Origin of the sequence: Streptomyces sp. NPDC048417, assembly GCF_040651615.1 — a bacterium.
In the GTDB taxonomy this organism is placed as follows: Bacteria; Actinomycetota; Actinomycetes; order Streptomycetales; family Streptomycetaceae; genus Streptomyces.
The window spans coordinates 271,675-283,951 of record NZ_JBEZKI010000011.1 but is presented as its reverse complement, the minus strand read 5'-3'; the positions used below and the strand labels follow the sequence as shown (position 1 = coordinate 283,951).

Below are 12,277 nucleotides of genomic sequence, written 5' to 3'. Positions count from 1 at the left end.
AGGGAGACAATCAGTGAACGGCAAGAAGATCCTGGTCACCGGCGCCACCGGGCAGGTCGCCGGGCCGGTGGCCAAAGCCCTGGCCCAGGACAACGAGGTGTGGGCGCTCGGCCGCTTCGGCACCCCCGGCGCCGAGGACGACCTCACCCGGCACGGCATCCGCACCTTCCGCTGGGACATGGACGACACCAGTGACGGTTCGCTCAAGAGCCTGCCGGAGGACTTCACCCATGTCTTCCACTCGGCGGTGCGGCGGGGCGAGGACGGTGACTTCAACGCGGCCGTCGAGGTCAACTCGGTCGCCGCGGGACGTCTGATGACCCACTGCCGTACCGCCGAGGCGTTCCTGTACGTGTCGACGGGCGCCCTCTACGCCCGCCAGACCCTCGACCACAAGTACACCGAGACCGACCCGCTGGACGGCAGGGCCGACTGGCTGCCCGCCTACCCCGTGGTCAAGATCGCTGCCGAGGGCACGGTCCGGGCCTTCGCCCGCACCCTCGGCCTGCCCACCGTCGTCGCCCGCCTCAACATCGCCTACGGGCCCGGCGGTTACGGCGGTGTCCCGATGCTCTACTTCAAGCGGATGCTCGCCGGCGAGCCCATCCCGGTCCCCGTCGAGGGCCAGAACTGGTGCTCCCTGCTGTACACCGACGACCTCGTCGAGCAGGTCCCGCACCTGTGGAACGCGGCCAGCGTGCCGGTGACCCTGACCAACTGGGGCGGCGACGAGTCGGTGGGCATCACCGACTGCGTCCGGTACCTGGAGGAGCTGACCGGCGTCGAGGCGAACCTCGTGCCGAGCGAGGTCACCCGGGAGACCTACCAGTTCGACCCGACCCTGCGCCGCTCGATCACCGGCCCGTGCCGGGTGCCCTGGCGCGAGGGCATCCGACGGACCGTGGCCGCGCTGTATCCCGAGTACCTCAAGGACTGAGACGGACATGACCGAGAACACCACCGATCCACTGGCCCCGGTCCACGCCGCCTACGCGGCCTTCGCCGCCCGGGACGTGGGCGCGCTGCTCGACGCCTTCGACCCGGACATCGAGTGGGTGCACCCCGACGGCATGGCGAAGTACGGCCTCGGCGGCACCAAGCACGGGCACGCCGGCGTCAAGGAGTTCCTGGCGCACGTACCGACCGTGCTGGGCGGGATGCGGCTGCACCCCGAGGAGTTCGTCCGCGAGGGGAACCGGGTGGTCGTCTTCGGCCACCGGGACGTCGTCTCCCTGTCCGGCCACACCGAGACGCTGCCGTTCACGCACTCCTGGGTGCTGCGCGACGGACGTGCGGTGCGGATGGAGGACATCTTCGACACGGTCGCCTTCCACCGCGTCATCGAGAGCTGAGAGAGCCGACGGCCCGCGATGACCTACGCCTATCTCGGCCCCGAGGGGACCTTCACCCAGACCGCCGTACGCCGGCTCCTGTCGGTGGTCCCCCCGGGCCGGCGGGGCCCGCACCGCCCGTTCCCCACCGTCCCGGCCGCCCTGGAGGCGGCCCGGCGAGGGGAGGTCGAGGCGGCCGTGGTGCCCCTGGAGAACTCGGTGCGCGGGGTCGTACCCGCCACCATGGACCAGTTGGCCGCGGCGGACATGCACATCAACGCCGAGGTCGAGGTGCCCGTCCGGTTCGCGCTGATGGCCCCCGAGGGCACCGGCCCCGCGGACGTCACCGAGGTGCTCAGCCATCCGCACGCTCTCGGCCAGTGCGAGGACTGGCTGCGCGCCCACCTGCCCGAGGCCCGCACCCGGACGGCCGCGTCCACGGCGGCCGCCGCCCAGGAGGTCGGCCGGACCGGCACCCCCGGCCGGGCGGCCGTCGCGGCACCGGCCGCCGCCGAGCTGTACGGGCTGCGGATCCTCGCCGCCGGCCTCGGCCGGGAGGCGGGCGCGGTCACCCGCTTCGTGTCGGTGGCACCCCGCTGGCACCACCCGGCCCGCACCGCGCGCGAACGCACCTCGCTGCTGCTGGCCCTGGGCGAGGGCGGCCCCATGCTGCTCCCCGACGTGCTGCAGGCCTTCCGGGCCCGCGCGGTCGACCTGTCCTGGATCCAGTCCTGGCCCACCGGCGAGGGCCTCGGCCGCTACCACGTGTTCCTCGACGTCGACGCGCACATCGACAGCAGACGGCTCCGGCTGGCCATGGCGGACGTCGAGGCGCTGGACGTGGAGGTGCGCTTCCTGGGCAGCTACCCCCGCTGGTCGGCCGCGTCCTGATGGTGTGCCAGCTCGGCGGCGGCCTCCCGCACGGCCGGCAGCAGCGCCGCCACCTGCGGGCTCCGTACGGCGCCCTCGCGCACCACGAGGGTGATGCGGCGGGTCAGTTCGGGCCCGTCCGGGGTCACCCGGGCGACCGGAAGGCCCGGCCGGGTCGGCACCAGATCGGGCACCAGTGCCACGCCCCAGCCCAGCGAGACCAGCCCGAACACGGCCTGCATGTCCCCGATGTCGGAGACGATGTCGGGCACGAAGCCGGCCCCGGCGCAGGCGTGCAGAGCGAGCCGGCCGAGCCGCGAGGTCCGGTCGAGCAGCCAGGGCACCTCGGCGAACTCCACCAGACGGCGGGGGAGTTCGCCCCGGGCCAGCGGATGACCGGGGGCGACGATCAACCGGATGCGGTCGCTGAGCACCTCCTCCTCGTACAGCCCGGGCACCCGGGGCTCGGGCACCTGCGGGTAGCCGGCTGCCAGTACGGCGTCGAGGCGGCCGAGCCGCACGGTCTGCCGACCCTCGTCCGGGGCCACCCCGTGCAGCGTGATGCGCAGCTGCGGATGCTCCTCGCGCAGCCGGTTCAGTGCCGGCACCAGCAGCGCGGGCCCCTCGTGCAGCGGGACGCCCACCCGCAGCTCGCCACCGACCTCCCCGTCCCGGGCCAGCAACTGGACCTCGGCCGCCTCCAGCTGACTCACGATCTTGTCCGCGTGCGCCACCAGCAGCCGGCCGGCCGGGGTGAGCTCGGCCCGCTTGCTGCCCCGGTCCAGCAACGCGGTACCGGTCTCCGACTCCAGCGCGGACAGCTGCTGGGAGACCGCGGAACGCGTGTAGTTGAGGGCCTGCGCGGCCGCAGCGATGGAGCCCCGGGCGCCGACCTCACGGAGCAGAACCAGTTTCCGTACGTCCAGCACCGTCATCCTCGCTAACGCTTCCGGTTACGAACTGCCACGCCAGATTACGGGACGGCGGCCCCGCCCGGCCTTTCAATGAATCACGGACCGACATGAACGACCTGATCAGACAGGGGTTTTCCGCCATGGCCACACTGCTCCACCTCGACTCCAGCCCGCGCGTGGGCTCGGTTTCCCGCCAGATCTCGGGCGAGTTCGCCGAAGCCTGGCGCAAAGCCAACCCCGAGGGCAGCTACATCTACCGCGACCTGGCCGCCGGCCCGGTGCCGCACGTCGACCACGCGCAGATCGAGGTGATGCACCGCCTGGAGAAGGAGGGTGTGCGCGACCTCGCCGCGGCCCGGGAGGCGGCCACCACGCCCGAGGAGCAGGCGAGTTGGGCGATCACCTGGCCGCTGATCGAGGAGCTCCTCGCCGCCGACACCATCCTGCTCGGCGTGCCGATGTACAACTTCTCGGTACCGTCGACCTTCAAGGCGTGGTTCGACCGGGTCCTGATCGCGCCGCTGATCGCCGACCCGGCCACCGGCGAGGGCCCGCTGGCCGGCAAGAAGGTCGTGGTGGCCTCGGCACGCGGCGGCGCCTACGGCCCCGGCACGCCCCGCCAGGACTCCGACCACCAGGAGCCGTACCTGAAGGCCGCCCTCGGCATGGTCGGCCTCGCGTCCGACCTCACCTTCCTGCACGCCGAGCTGACCAAGTCGGCGCACGTGCCCCGGCTCGCCCAGTTCCAGGAGCTGGCCGCGGCGTCGTACCAGAAGGCGATGGAGGGCGCGCGCACCCACGGCGCGTCCTGAACCCCGCTACTTCAGCGGAAAGTTGCGGTCGAAGACGTTCTCCGGGTCGTAGCGGTCCTTCAGGGCGCGCAGCCGGGTCAGGGCCGGCTCGGGGAACGCCTCCGCCAGCACGTCCGGGGTGCGTCGGGTGTCGAAGCTGAGATACATGCCGTTCAGATGTGGGGCCAGCCGCGCCCAGTGCACGTCGAGCTCCGGCCCCAGTTCGGGGACGGTCGCGGCGAGCAGTGAGAAGTTCTGGGTGCGGTGGGCGTAGGCGGTGGCCGCCGGATCCACGTCGTTGACCGCTCCGCCCACCGAACGGAACTGCTCCATCAGCACTTGCCCCGACCCCAGGGCGTCCGCGACCGCCCGCGCCGCGTCCGTGGTGAGGTGGTCGAGCAGGCCGGAGCGGGTGGCGCTGAGCTGCTGCTGCCCATGGTGCGCGGCGTCGCTCACCGGCACCAGCGCCGGGTACGGCGCGAGCACCGCCCGCTGCCGGAGCGGCGGGCCGATGCCGAGCAGCGGCGTCAACGCCCGCTCGGCGGCGCCGTGTTCGGCGCTCCCCGCGTACACGGCCGTGACATTGGCCAGATGCGGGCGGCCCGGCCCGCCGGGCATGAAGGTCAGAAAGCTGGTCAGCTCGCGCGGCGCCGCCTCCAGCACCGCACCCCACGCCTCGATCAGCGCCGCCGCGTCCGCCGCGTCGAAGAGGAGGTCGGCGAAGACCACGTCACCCGTCTCGTACGCCTCCAGTTCCACGGCGGTGACGACGCTGAAGTTCCCGCCCGCCCCGCGCACGGCCCAGAACAGGTCGGGCTCCAGCTCGGCGTCCGTCCGCACCAATCTGCCGTCTGCCAGGACGAGTTCGACCGCCGTCACATGGTCGACGGTCAGCCCGTGCAGTCGCGCGAACCAGCCCATGCCGCCGGCCGTGGCCAGCCCGCCCACGCCCACGTCACCGGTGTCCCCGGAACTGACGGCCAGCCCGTGCGGCGCCAGGACCTGTGCCACCCGCCCCCAGCGGGCGCCCGCCCCGACCCGGATCCGCCGCCGGGCCCGGTCCAGGACGCGCACCTCGTCGAGGCGGGACATGTCGACGACGACACCGCCGTCGTTGGTGGAGCGGCCGCTGATGCCGTGCCCGCCGCTGCGCACCGAGACCACCGAGCCCAGCGAGCGCGCGTACCCCAGCGCTTCGGCGGTCTGTCCGGCATCTTCGGGCAGCAGCACGGCGGCGGGGGAGCCGCGGTGCACATAGCCGTGCCGCAACCGCTCGTACCGCGCGTCGTCCGGTACGACGATCCGCCTGGCCAGGGACGGCGGGACCGGCGGCAGCGTGGACGTCATGACGGGGAGTTCCCTTCCTCGGCTTCGGCTTCGGCTTCGTCGAGCGGCTCCAGTGCGCAGCGCAGGGTCCGCGCCAGGTAGCGCACCAGCCGCTCCGGCGCCATCTCGGCCACCGGCCCGCTGCCCAGCACGTACCGGCTGAAGGCGACCCCGATGAGATGCGAGCCGAGCAGGTCGATGCGCTCGTCGGCGTCGGGCCCGGTCAGCGCCGTGCGGTAGGCCTCCGTACTGCTCTGCCGCATCGCCGTGTACAGGGCGGTCGCCGCGCTCTCGTCGGAGGCGGCGCCGCGGATCAGCGCGAGGAACGGATCGCCGCCGTCGGCGCGCTCCATGCGCTCGACGAACGCCCGCGCGATCCGGTCCGGCAGGGTCCCGGGCGGCCCGGGCACCAGCTCCGGCAGGTCCCGGGTGCCGGGCACGGCGGCCAGGAACAGCCGCTCCTTCGAGCCGAAGTGCCGCATCACCAGGCCGTGGGTGACCCCGGCCCGGCCCGCGATCTCCCGGATGGTGGCCCGCGCGTATCCCCGCTCGGCGAACGCGGCGCGCGCCGCTTCGAGGATCGCCTCGCGATGCGCCTCGGGCGCCCGCACCCGCTTCCGGGCGGGCGGCTTGCTACCAGACGTCGTGGTGGTCACAGGCCCTAATGTACATCTGGTCATTAGCGGCCTCCGAGGCTGCGCTCGGGCAGCTGACCAGTTGTTCAGCGGGGTCCGAGGAGCCGTGTCCGCGCGGGGGCGGCGTGCTCGTCGTCGACAGGATCGGCCGCGCCGCGGAGATCGGCTCGCAGCGCTTGTGCCTCCGGGTCCTCGACCTTCCGACCCGGACCACCTGGAGCTGATCTCCGCCCAGGTCCAGTCGCAGCTGTCGTGACCGGCCCGGGCCGCGCATCCGGTCGGCTGTGACGCGGCTGTGACCGGAACTATGGCTTCCATCACGGTCGTTCGGGGTTCACCCTGATGAGGTGGCCGGATGCGCAGACCCCACTCCTCCCGTCTCCTCGCCCCCGCCGCCGCCCTTCTCCTGGCCACGGCGTGCGGCGCGGAGCACGCGGACACCGGCCGCAGCGCCGGCGCGGACGTCCCGGCACCCCGCGCCACCGTCACCGACCCACCGGTGGACGGCGTACGGATCACCTCGGTCACCATCCCCGCGGCCTCCCCGAGCCCGACCCCGTCCGCCACGCCTGGCCGGGTGCACGCGGACCCGCTGACCGTGCCCGGTGACTCCGGCATCTCCGCCGCCTACCAGGTCAGCAACGACGGCGACGAAGCCATGACCTACACCGTGCTCTTCGACTTCACGACGGACACCGGCGCGGTCATGGACAACAAGGAGGTGACCGTGGCCGGGGTCCAGCCGGGCCGCAGCACCAGCGGGACCGTCGACCTGGGCGTGCTCGCCCCCGGCGCCTCCTCGGTGACCAAAGTGAAGGTCGCCAAGGTCACCAAGGTGCCCGCCGACGAGGCACCCGCCGAGACGGGTGCCTGCCCCTCCTCGGGAGTGCGGCTGTGGGCCGACGACGGCGACGCCGCGATGGGCCTGCGCGTCGTCGGGCTCCACCTGGAGAACTGCGGAAAGCGGGACTACTCGCTCGACGGCTATCCGCGGCTGAGCCTCCTGGACGACAACCGTGAGCCCGTCGACGGCGTACGCATCCTGCACGGCGGCGCCGCCATCGCCACGGGAACCGGCTTCGACGACCCGCCCGGCACTCTCGTCCTGAAGCCCGGTGAAACCGCCCTCTCCGGCCTGATCTGGCGCAACACGACACTGGCGGGCACGGCGGTGAACGTGCCCTACGTCCGGGTCCTGGCGAAGCCGGGCGCCGATCCCGTGACGGTTACTCCGGGACTGGATCTCGGGACCACGGGCAAGCTCGGCGTCGGCGCGTGGAAGCGGACCGACCGGTAGCGCGCGAGAAATTCCGCGGCCCCGGACGGCGACCCTCTGTACGTTGGAATCGCGCACAAGCGCACGACCAGCGCTTTCGCACTGATTCCGGACCCTTTTCGAGGCGACCCACCGTGTTCCTGACGATCACCACCACCGGCACCCCCGAACGTCCCGCGACCGACCTCGGGTTCCTGCTGCACAAGCACCCCGACAACGCGCAGACCTTCTCGACGTCCTACGGCATCGCGCACGTCTTCTACCCCGAGGCGGACGCCGAGCGCTGCACGGCGGCGCTGCTCCTGGAGGTCGACGCGGTGGCGCTGGTCCGGCGCGGAAAGGGCAAGGGACGCGGCGGGGCACCCGACGCGGCGCTCGCGCAGTACGTCAACGACCGCCCGTACGCGGCCTCCTCGCTGCTCGCCGTGGCGATCGGCAACGTCTTCTCCAGCGCGATGCGCGGAGTGTGCCGGGCCCGCCCCGAAGCCCCGGAGCAGACCAGGCCGCTGCGCGTCGAGGTCCCGGCGCTGCCCGCACGGGGCGGCCCCGACCTGGTACGACGCCTCTTCGAGCCGCTCGGCTGGACGGTGACCGCCGAACCGGTCGCCCTGGACACCACGTTCCCGGAGTGGGGCGACTCGCGGTACGTCGGTCTCGTCCTGGAGTCCGAGGCGCTGACCCTCGCCGAGGCGCTGCGCCACCTCTACGTCCTGCTCCCCGTCCTCGACGACGCCAAGCACTACTGGGTGTCCGCCGAGGAGGTCGACAAGCTGCTGCGCGCGGGTGTGGGCTGGCTGCCCGGCCACCCCGAGCAGAAGCTCATCACCACCCGCTATCTCTCCCGCCGCTGGTCGCTGACCCGGCAGGCGATGGAGCGGCTGGAGCTGGTGCGGCTCGCCGAGACCGACGACAGCGAGGTCGAGGAGATCGACAACGCGGTCGAGGAGGAGACGGAGACGCAGGAGAAGCCGGCGCCGCTCGCGGTGCAGCGCCGGGCGGCGATCCTCGGGGCGCTGCGCCGGTCCGGTGCGGCCCGGGTCCTCGACCTCGGCTGCGGGCAGGGCCAGTTGGTGCAGGAGCTGCTGAAGGACCCCGCCTTCACCGAGATCGTCGGCGTCGACGTGTCGGTGCGGGCGCTGACCATCGCCGCGCGCCGGCTCAAGCTGGACCGCATGGGCGAGCGGCAGGCGTCCCGCGTCAAGCTCTTCCAGGGCTCGCTGGCCTACACCGACCAGCGGCTCAAGGGGTACGACGCCGCCGTGCTCAGCGAGGTCATCGAGCACCTCGACCCGCCCCGGCTGCCCGCCCTGGAGTACGCCGTGTTCGGTGCCGCCCGCCCGCGCACGGTCCTGGTGACCACGCCGAACGTCGAGTACAACGTTCGCTGGGAGACCCTCCCCGCCGGACACGTCCGGCACGGCGACCACCGCTTCGAGTGGACCCGCGAGGAGTTCCGCGCCTGGGCCGCCCGGGTCGCCGAACTCCACGGCTACCACGTCGGGTTCATCGCCGTGGGCCCGGACGACCCCGAGGTCGGCCCGCCCACCCAGATGGCTGTCTTCGAGATGCGCACAGCCGAGACGAGCACCACCACTCCCGCCGTGAAGGAGGCGAAGGCAGCATGAGCGAGCGGACAACCGGACGGGTCCTTCCCGTCACCGACCTCTCCCTGGTCGTCCTCGTCGGCGCCTCCGGCTCCGGCAAGTCCACCTTCGCGCGCCGCCACTTCAAGCCGACCGAGGTGATCTCCTCCGACTTCTGCCGGGGACTGGTCTCCGACGACGAGAACGACCAGGGCGCCACCAAGGACGCCTTCGACGTGCTGCACTACATCGCGGGCAAGCGGCTGGCCGCCGGCCGTCGCACGGTCGTCGACGCCACCAGCGTGCAGCAGGAGTCCCGGCGCCAGCTGATCGACCTGGCCAAGCAGTACGACGTGCTGCCCATCGCCATCGTCCTGGACATGCCCGAGGAGGTGTGCGCCGAGCGCAACGCGGCCCGCGCCGACCGCGCCGACATGCCGCGCCGGGTCGTCCAGCGCCACATCCGCGAACTCCGGCGCTCCCTGCGGCACTTGGAGCGCGAGGGCTTCCGCAAGGTGCACGTCCTGCGCGGTGTCGAGGAGGCCGAGTCGGCGACCGTCGTCACCGAGAAGCGCTTCAACGACCTGACCCACCTCACCGGCCCGTTCGACATCGTCGGCGACATCCACGGCTGCGCCTTTGAACTGGAGTCCCTGCTCGGCAAGTTGGGCTACGCCGACGGCGTGCACCCCGACGGCCGTACCGCCGTGTTCGTCGGCGACCTCGTCGACCGCGGTCCGGACAGCCCGGGCGTGCTGCGCCGGGTGATGTCGATGGTGAGGTCGGGCAACGCCCTGTGCGTGCCCGGCAACCACGAGAACAAGTACGGGCGATATCTCAAGGGCCGCAAGGTCCAGCACACCCACGGCCTCGCCGAGACCATCGAGCAGATGGCCGGCGAGAGCGAGGAGTTCACCCAGCAGGTACGGGAGTTCATCGACGGGCTCGTCAGCCACTACGTCCTCGACGGCGGGAAGCTGGTCGTCTGCCACGCCGGCCTGCCCGAGAAGTACCACGGCCGCACCTCCGGCCGGGTCCGCTCGCACGCGCTGTACGGCGACACCACCGGCGAGACCGACGAGTTCGGCCTGCCGGTGCGCTACCCGTGGGCCGAGGACTACCGGGGCCGGGCGGCCGTCATCTACGGCCACACGCCCGTCCCGGAGGCTTCCTGGCTGAACAACACCATCTGCCTGGACACAGGCGCCGTCTTCGGCGGCAAGCTGACCGCGCTGCGCTGGCCGGAGCGGGAGCTGGTCGACGTACCGGCCGAGCGGGTCTGGTACGAGCCGGCCCGGCCGCTGCGCGCCGAGGCGCCCGGCGGCCAGGACGGGCGCCCGCTCGACCTGGCGGACGTGCAGGGCCGGCGGGTCGTGGAGACCCGGCACCAGGGCCGGATCGCGGTCCGTGAGGAGAACGCGGCGGCCGCCCTGGAGGTGATGAGCCGCTTCGCGATCGACCCGCGCCTGCTGCCGTACCTGCCGCCGACCATGGCTCCGACGGCCACCTCGCACGTGGACGGCTACCTCGAGCACCCGGCTCAGGCCTTCGCGCAGTACGCCGAGGACGGGGTCGCGCGGGTCGTGTGCGAGGAGAAGCACATGGGCTCGCGGGCGGTGGCCCTGGTGTGCCGGGACGCGGAGGTGGCGCACCAGCGCTTCGGCGTCGCGCCCGGCCCCACCGGCTCCCTCTACACCCGCACCGGACGCCCGTTCCTCGACGACGAGTCGGCGACCGAGGAGATCCTCGGCCGGGTCCGCGCCGCGGTCGACGCGGCCGGACTCTGGGACGAACTCGCCACCGACTGGCTCCTGCTCGACGCCGAGCTGCTGCCCTGGTCGCTGAAGGCCGCCGGCCTGCTGCGCACCCAGTACGCGGCGGTGGGCGCCGCCTCGGGCGCGGTGTTCCCGGGCGCGCTGGCCGCCCTGGAGGGCGCGGCGGAGCGCGGTGTGGACATCGCCGGGCTGCTCACCCGGCAGCGTGAACGCGCCGCCGACGCGGCCGCGTTCACCGACGCCTACCGCCGTTATTGCTGGACCACCGAGGGCCTGGACGGGGTGCACCTCGCCCCCTTCCAGATCCTCGCGGTGCAGGGCCGCAGCCTCGCCACGCTCCCGCACGACGAGCAGCTCGCCCTCCTGGACCGGCTGGTGGAGAACGACCCGAGCGGCCTGCTCCGGAGCACCCGGCGCCTGTACGTCGACACCGGGGACCCGGAGTCGGTGCGGACCGGTGTCGACTGGTGGCTGGAGATGACCGGCCGGGGCGGCGAGGGCATGGTCGTCAAGCCGCTCGGGGCGGTGGTGCGCGACCCGAAGGGCCGGCTGGTCCAGCCCGGCATCAAGTGCCGGGGGCGCGAGTACCTGCGGATCATCTACGGTCCCGAGTACACCCGCCCCGACAACCTGGCCCGCCTCCGCAACCGGTTCCTCAACCACAAGCGGTCCCTGGCGATCCGCGAGTACGCCCTGGGCCTGGAAGCCCTGGACCGCCTCGCGGACGGCGAGCCGCTGTGGCGGATCCACGAGGCGGTGTTCGGGGTGCTGGCCCTGGAGTCGGAGCCGGTCGACCCCCGGCTGTGAGCCGGCCGGCCCCGAGGTCAGCCGACCAGCCGGAGCCGGTGCGCGCAGGCTCCGACCCGGACCGTCTGCCCCCAGGTCAGCTCCAGGGCGTCGGTCTCGATGCCGTCGCCGAAGGCGATCAGACGGTCCGACTCGACCGTGAGCGTCAGGGCCGCCGATTCGGTCAGTTCGCCGGCGACCAGGGAGGTCCCGGTCGCCGGCGAGGGCCAGGCCTCCCGGACGAACCACAGCAGGCGTTCCTCGGTGGGGGAGGGCAGCGTCAGCCGGGCGCCGCGCTCCTGCCACAGGGAGCGCAGCCAGCCGGTGGCCCCCGTGCCGGTGCCCACCAGCACCCCGGAGGAAGCCTGGGCCTCGACGACACCCCCGTCGTTCTCGAGGCCCAGGCGGTATCGGGCGGTCTGATGACCGGCGGTTCCCAGATAGATCTCGTTGAGCGCCACGAGCCGCTGTGTGTCGTCGGCCACCGCCTCGACCATCGTCAGCTCGTCGGCGCCCGTGGCCTCGAACGAGGCCAGCAGCAGGGCCGCGTGTTCCGGCCGGTGCCGTACCAGCACACCGGGGTTGCGGCCGGGGTCGGTGTCGATGCCGATCACCGGCTGGCCGTCCAGGTACTTGGCCACGTTCGCCACCAGCCCGTCCTGGCCGACCACCATGACCACGTCCTCGGGCCCGAACAGGAAACGGTCCAGGTCGGCCCGCTCGACCCGGGCCTGGCGCCAGGTCAGCGGAATCGCCGCAGCCACCTCGGCCAGCGCCCGCCCGGTCCGGCGGTGCCGCTCGGCGACCTCTTCGATGTCCCGCCCCCGGGAGGAGAGGAAGAAGGCGGCCTGCCCGTGGGTGCCGTGGTGGGCCACCAACTCTTCGTACTCGGTGGTGCGGTGGACGAGGACCACGCGCGGTGCGAGGCTCATGACGCCGCCTCCGGGGGCCGGCCGAGCCGGGCGGCAGGCCTCGGTGGGACGGCCGGCC

General features: G+C 72.9%; 11 protein-coding genes. 7 read left to right on the top strand and 4 right to left on the bottom strand.

Translation table 11 applies throughout. From position 1 onward, the window contains the following. The first annotated feature begins 13 nt into the window (after positions 1–13). From AB0D59_RS19725 to pheA, 3 genes are read left to right on the top strand one after another with little or no spacing between them, the layout of a single operon-like run. On the top strand, positions 14–937 hold the full coding sequence (locus AB0D59_RS19725; protein WP_362566576.1) for an NAD(P)-dependent oxidoreductase: 924 nt from the start codon (positions 14–16) through the stop codon (positions 935–937). A 7-nt stretch (positions 938–944) separates the two neighbouring features. Next, positions 945–1,352, top strand: coding sequence for a nuclear transport factor 2 family protein (locus AB0D59_RS19720; RefSeq protein ID WP_351728832.1), 408 nt, complete (start codon positions 945–947; stop codon positions 1,350–1,352). A gap of 18 nt (positions 1,353–1,370) precedes the next feature. Then, on the top strand, positions 1,371–2,222 hold the full coding sequence (gene pheA, locus AB0D59_RS19715; protein ID WP_362566573.1) for a prephenate dehydratase: 852 nt from the start codon (positions 1,371–1,373) through the stop codon (positions 2,220–2,222). On the opposite strand, the gene AB0D59_RS19710 is transcribed toward pheA, so the two are convergent. After that, positions 2,195–3,136 (bottom strand): LysR family transcriptional regulator, encoded by a 942-nt coding sequence (locus tag AB0D59_RS19710; protein WP_362566570.1) that lies wholly within the window; start codon positions 3,134–3,136, stop codon positions 2,195–2,197. The genes pheA and AB0D59_RS19710 overlap by 28 nt on opposite strands. A gap of 119 nt (positions 3,137–3,255) precedes the next feature. Between AB0D59_RS19710 and AB0D59_RS19705 the strand changes: the two genes are divergently transcribed. Further along, a complete protein-coding gene (locus AB0D59_RS19705) occupies positions 3,256–3,927 on the top strand; it encodes an NAD(P)H-dependent oxidoreductase (RefSeq protein WP_362566567.1) in 672 nt (223 codons plus the stop codon). A gap of 6 nt (positions 3,928–3,933) precedes the next feature. Here the strand turns inward: AB0D59_RS19705 and AB0D59_RS19700 are convergent, their stop codons facing one another. Then, on the bottom strand, positions 3,934–5,253 hold the full coding sequence (locus AB0D59_RS19700) for an FAD-binding oxidoreductase (RefSeq protein WP_362566564.1): 1,320 nt from the start codon (positions 5,251–5,253) through the stop codon (positions 3,934–3,936). Continuing rightward, positions 5,250–5,888 carry a TetR family transcriptional regulator gene (locus AB0D59_RS19695; protein ID WP_362566561.1) on the bottom strand — a complete coding sequence of 213 codons (639 nt, stop codon included), beginning with the start codon at positions 5,886–5,888 and terminating at the stop codon, positions 5,250–5,252. The genes AB0D59_RS19700 and AB0D59_RS19695 overlap by 4 nt, the downstream gene beginning before the upstream one ends. 334 nt (positions 5,889–6,222) lie before the next feature. On the opposite strand from AB0D59_RS19695, the gene AB0D59_RS19690 reads away from it, so the two are divergent. From AB0D59_RS19690 to AB0D59_RS19680, 3 genes are all read left to right on the top strand, one after another. Beyond that, entirely contained in the window at positions 6,223–7,164 is a 942-nt protein-coding gene (locus AB0D59_RS19690) for a DUF4232 domain-containing protein (RefSeq protein WP_362566558.1), read from the top strand. Between the two features lie 113 nt (positions 7,165–7,277). Next, complete coding sequence (locus AB0D59_RS19685; protein ID WP_362566555.1) at positions 7,278–8,768, top strand: 3' terminal RNA ribose 2'-O-methyltransferase Hen1; 1,491 nt, start codon at positions 7,278–7,280, stop codon at positions 8,766–8,768. Continuing rightward, positions 8,765–11,308, top strand: a complete 2,544-nt coding sequence (locus AB0D59_RS19680; protein WP_362566552.1) for a polynucleotide kinase-phosphatase — start codon at positions 8,765–8,767, stop codon at positions 11,306–11,308. The genes AB0D59_RS19685 and AB0D59_RS19680 overlap by 4 nt, the downstream gene beginning before the upstream one ends. Before the next feature lie 17 nt (positions 11,309–11,325). On the opposite strand, the gene AB0D59_RS19675 is transcribed toward AB0D59_RS19680, so the two are convergent. Further along, complete coding sequence (locus AB0D59_RS19675; protein ID WP_362566549.1) at positions 11,326–12,219, bottom strand: hypothetical protein; 894 nt, start codon at positions 12,217–12,219, stop codon at positions 11,326–11,328. Positions 12,220–12,277: the final 58 nt, after the last annotated feature.

Excerpts from the sequence above, each read along its gene's own strand:
- AB0D59_RS19720 (WP_351728832.1), top strand. The coding sequence starts at position 945 with ATGACCGAGAACACCACCGATCCACTGGCCCCGGTCCACGCCGCCTAC.
- pheA (WP_362566573.1), top strand. The coding sequence starts at position 1,371 with ATGACCTACGCCTATCTCGGCCCCGAGGGGACCTTCACCCAGACCGCC.
- AB0D59_RS19710 (WP_362566570.1), bottom strand. The coding sequence starts at position 3,136 with ATGACGGTGCTGGACGTACGGAAACTGGTTCTGCTCCGTGAGGTCGGC.
- AB0D59_RS19705 (WP_362566567.1), top strand. The coding sequence starts at position 3,256 with ATGGCCACACTGCTCCACCTCGACTCCAGCCCGCGCGTGGGCTCGGTT.
- AB0D59_RS19700 (WP_362566564.1), bottom strand. The coding sequence starts at position 5,253 with ATGACGTCCACGCTGCCGCCGGTCCCGCCGTCCCTGGCCAGGCGGATC.
- AB0D59_RS19690 (WP_362566558.1), top strand. The coding sequence starts at position 6,223 with ATGCGCAGACCCCACTCCTCCCGTCTCCTCGCCCCCGCCGCCGCCCTT.
- AB0D59_RS19680 (WP_362566552.1), top strand. The coding sequence starts at position 8,765 with ATGAGCGAGCGGACAACCGGACGGGTCCTTCCCGTCACCGACCTCTCC.
- AB0D59_RS19675 (WP_362566549.1), bottom strand. The coding sequence starts at position 12,219 with ATGAGCCTCGCACCGCGCGTGGTCCTCGTCCACCGCACCACCGAGTAC.